Source organism: Streptomyces sp. SID3343 (genome assembly GCF_009865215.1).
Lineage (GTDB): Bacteria > Actinomycetota > Actinomycetes > Streptomycetales > Streptomycetaceae > Embleya.
This window is the reverse complement of the sequence record NZ_WWJX01001494.1, coordinates 1-4,444: the sequence shown is the minus strand read 5'-3', so window position 1 is coordinate 4,444 and position 4,444 is coordinate 1. Positions and strand designations below refer to the sequence as shown.

Below are 4,444 nucleotides of genomic sequence, written 5' to 3'. Positions count from 1 at the left end.
CCGCACCCGCCCCACCCGCCGCCGCGGCGACCCCGGCCCCCCGACCACAGGAACAGATCCCCGCACAGGCCAGAGACGACGGCCCGCAGTTCACGGTGCTACGCACCGGCACGACGCTGGTTCCCACCGACAAGGCCGCGGGCGGACCCCTCAAAGGGCTGCGCGACCAACCGCTGCTGATCACCGACGACGGCGCCGGCGTCGCCGAATGCCTCGCCGAAACCCTGCGCCGTGAAGGCGTCAAGGCCACCGTCGCGGACCGGGTGACCGCCGACTCCACCGCCGTGATCACCCTGGCCGGGCTGCGCGACATCGACGCCGCGCAGGACGCCGACGCACCCACCCGCGAGGTCTTCACCACGATGCGCACCATCGCCGAGGCGATGGAACGCCGAGGCGGCCTGCTGGTGGTCGTCCAGGACACCGGAGGCGGTTTCGGCGGCACCGGGGTCCGCGGCCGCGAGGGCTGCGCGGGAATCGCCGCGCTCGCCCGCACCGCCGCGAACGAATGGGCCCAGGCGTCGATCAAGACGATCGACATCGACCGCGCCTCGCGCGCGCCGCAGGACATCGCCCAGGCCATCGCGGCCGAACTCCTGCACGGCGACGACACCACCGACGTCGCCCTGTCGGCCGACGGCTCGCGCGCCCTGCTCCGCGGCACCACCGAGACCCCCGCCGCGCCGCGGCACCTCGACCTCGGGCCCGACCCCGTGGTCGTCGTCACCGGAGGAGGCCGCGGCATCACCGCGGCGTGCGTACTGGCCCTGGCCCGCGCCCACCGACCCAAGCTGCTGCTCCTGGGGCGCACCCGGCCCCTGGACGAGGACGACGAACTGCGCGCCGCCGCGGACGAGACCGCGATCCGACAGGTGCTGAGCAGCCGTCCCGACTCGGCCACCGGCGCCACACCCACGCTGGCCGAACTCGCCGTCGCCTCCGGCCGGGTGCTCGCCTCCCGCGAGATCCGCGCCACCCGGACCTGCTGGCCGGCGCGGGAGCGGAGACCCGATACGTCACCGCCGACGCGACCGACCGCGAGCGGATCGCCGAGGTGCTCGCCGACGTGCGCCGCGACTGGGGACCGATCACCGGAATCATCCACGCGGCCGGCGTGATCGCCGACCACAACATCTCGGCGAAGACCGAGGCCCAGTTCGCCGGCGTGTACGACACGAAGGTCCTGGGCTTCCGCAACCTGCTGGACCTCACCCACAACGACCCGGTGCGCCTGGTGTGCGCGTTCTCCTCGGTCAGCGCCAGGCTCGGCACCGCCGGTCAGTGCGACTACGCCGCCGCCAACCAGGCCATGGAGCAGATCACCGCGGCCGAGGCGCTGCGCCGACCCGACGCCGTCGTCAGGGCCGTGGCGTGGGGCCCGTGGGCCGCCGGCATGGTCTCCGCCGCACACGCCGAGCACTTCCGTCGGCTGGGCGTCCCGCTCCTCGAAGAGGCGGTGGGCGTCCGGGCGTTCATGACCGAACTCGAACAGAGCGGCCCGGCCTGCGTCTCGCTGGCCGCCGGAGCCGCCGGTACCGCCGTCGAGGCGACGGACCGACCGAGGACGACCGAGATCCGAGTCGGCGCCGACACCCACCCCTACCTGATCGACCACAGCATCGCCGGCCGACCCGTGGTACCGGTGGCGCTGGTGCTCGAATGGTTCACCCGGGCCGCCCGTGCGGCGATGCCCGCCCACGAATCGCTCCTGCTCCGCGACCTGCGGGTCATGCGCACCATCGCGCTGGACCGGTTCGCCGTCGAGGAGACCCGCCTCCACCTCCACACGCGCCCGGAGGGCACCGGAGCCGACGACCTGCTGCGCCTGGAGCTCAAGAGCCCCGAAGGGGCCCTGTACTACTCGGCGATCGCCGGACCGGGGGAGCAGGGAGCCCTCGCGGCCCCGCCCGCGCTGCCGGTCGACGAGACGTTCGAGGAGCACCCCGGCAGCGCCGTCTACGACGGGGCCATGCTCTTCCACGGACCGCTCTTCCACACGATCAGCACGATCACCGGGCTGAGCTCCGCCGGGGCCGGCTCCGACCTCGTCGGCATGCGGACGCTGAACTGGCCGCACGACACGTGGCAGACCGACACGCTCGTGATGGACGGCGCGCTCCAGATGGCCGCCCTGTGGGTGCTGTCCTCGGCCAGCGTCCAAGCGCTGCCGATGGGCATCCGCGAGGTGCGCCTGCTGGCGACCGGACCGGTCGACGCGCCCGTGCGGTGCGTCGTACACAGCGTCACCCAGGGCACCGACAACGCCATCTGCGACATCTGGCTCACCACCGGCCGGGACGGCGCGGAGCGGGTGCTCGCGGTGTTCGGCGGCGTCGAGATGGTCTACCGCCCGGACCTGTCCACCCCGCAGCGCGCCGGCGCGCTGATCTCGACGGACGCGTGAGGGGCATGAACTTCCCTCCGATCGCCATCGTGGGACGCGGCTGCGTCCTGCCCGGGGCCAACGATCCGGGCGAACTGTGGGACACCGTGGTGTCCGGTGCGGTGCGGCTCACCCCGTTCTCCATCGGGCGCTCGGCAGCGGGTCCCGAATGGAGCGGGGCGGATCCCGCGAGCACCGTGTTCGGCCACGTCACGGGGTTCGAGGACCGCTTCGACCCGTCCGGTCTCGCGATCGACGCCGACGAGGTCACCCGCCTCGATCCGACCGTCCGCTGGGTCATGCACGCGACCCGGCAGGCGCTCGCCGAGGTGGGTCGACTCGGCCGGCAGCGGCGTACGGGCCTGGTGCTGGGCAACATCTCGTGCCCCACCACGTCGATGACCGCCTACGCCGAGGACGTCTGGCTGCGTTCGCAGCCGGCCGAAGTCAGGGCGCAGTGGCCCCGCCACGACGACCACCCGCCCATCGCGGCGAGTCGCTTCTGCTTCGGACTCCCGGCCCAACTCGTGGCCCAGGCGTTCGAGTTGCAGGGGGGCGCCGTGGTCCTGGAGGCCGCCTGCGCCTCGGTGCTGTACGCCATCGAACTCGCGTGCCGCAAGCTGCACTTCGGGCAGGCGGACGTGATGATCGCGGGCGCCCTCAACGGCGGTGCGCCCGAGATCATCAGCCACGGCATGGGCCGACTCGGGGCGCTCAGTCCCAGCGGACGCTCGCGGCCCTTCCACCGGGAGGCCGACGGCCTCGTCCCCGCCGAGGGGACCGCCATGGTCGCGCTGATGCGGCTGGCCGACGCGCTCGCGGCGGACGTGCCGATCCTCGGTGTCGTCCGCGGCATCGGGGCCACCAACGACGGTGGCCGGGGCGGCATGCTCGTCCCGGACGGCGGCCAGCAGCAACGCGCGATGCAACTCGCCTACGCCGCCGCCGGGATCGACCCCAAGACGGTGTCCCTGCTGGAGTGCCACGCCACCGGAACCGCGGTGGGCGACACCGTGGAACTGGGCTGCGCGGCACGGATCTTCGCGGAACGCACCGACCTGCCGATCGGTTCGGTGAAGGGCAACCTCGGTCACCCGCTCACCGCCGCCTCCGGCGCCGCCCTGCTCAAGGTGCTGGGCGCGATGGAACACGGCACGGTGCCACCGACCGTCGGTGCCGACGAGACCAACGAGGCCCTGCGGGGCACGCCGTTGCGTCCGCCGGCCCAACCGGAGGAGTGGCAGGGGCTGCGGCGCGCCGCGGTCAGTGGATTCGGCTTCGGCGGGGTCAACGCCCACCTCGTGGTGGACGCCTGGAACACCTCCGATCGCGAGTCCACGTCGTTCGCCGGCGCCGCGCTGCCCGGCCTCGCCGCACAGCGGGACCGGCACCGGGTGGCGATCGTCGGCGTCGGCGCCCGCGTCGGCGACGGCGACACCACCGGCGACTTCGTCGAGGCACTGATGCACGGTCAACCACGACTGCGGCCGCCGCGCACGGTCGAACTGCGGGTGGACGGCCTGCGCATGCCGCCCAACGACATGCTCCAGACGTCCGGCGAACACCTGTTGGCCCTGGAGGCCGCCCGCGACGCGGCCCGAGCGGTGTCGCTGCCCGAGGAACGCACCATGGTGCTCGTCGGGGTCAACAGCGCGACCGTGCACGCCGAATTCTCGGTCTGGCACAACCGCACCACGCTCGACGCCCGTCGGGCCGCGGCCGCGGAGGCCTCGTCCCAGGACCGCGTCGCCGATCCGCTGAACTGTCCCCCGTGGTCGCTCGGCGGCCTGGGCAACATCGCCGCCAACCGGATCAGCGCGCAACTTCGGCTTACCGACACCAGCGTCGCGCTGTGCGCCGAGGAGGCGTCCGGGATCCGCGCGCTCGAACTCGCCGTCGACGCGATCGGCAGCGGGGCGAGCGACGCGGCCCTGGTGGGCGCGGTCGACCTGGCCTCCACCGTGGTCCATCGTGCGGTCGCCCGCGAACTGGGACTTCCCGGCGCCGAGGGCAACGCGGCCGTGGTGCTCGCGCTCAAGCGGCTCGACCACGCCCGCCGGG

The 4,444-nt window shown here is 73.6% G+C and carries 2 protein-coding genes; both read left to right on the top strand.

What is annotated here, in order from left to right; translation table 11 throughout:
- The first annotated feature begins 508 nt into the window (after positions 1 to 508).
- Positions 509 to 2,404 carry an SDR family oxidoreductase gene (locus tag GT354_RS47460; protein WP_237536168.1) on the top strand — a complete coding sequence of 632 codons (1,896 nt, stop codon included), beginning with the start codon at positions 509 to 511 and terminating at the stop codon, positions 2,402 to 2,404.
- A gap of 5 nt (positions 2,405 to 2,409) precedes the next feature.
- A partial coding sequence (locus GT354_RS47455) for a beta-ketoacyl synthase N-terminal-like domain-containing protein (protein ID WP_272924037.1) occupies positions 2,410 to 4,444 on the top strand: 2,035 nt, incomplete at its 3' end.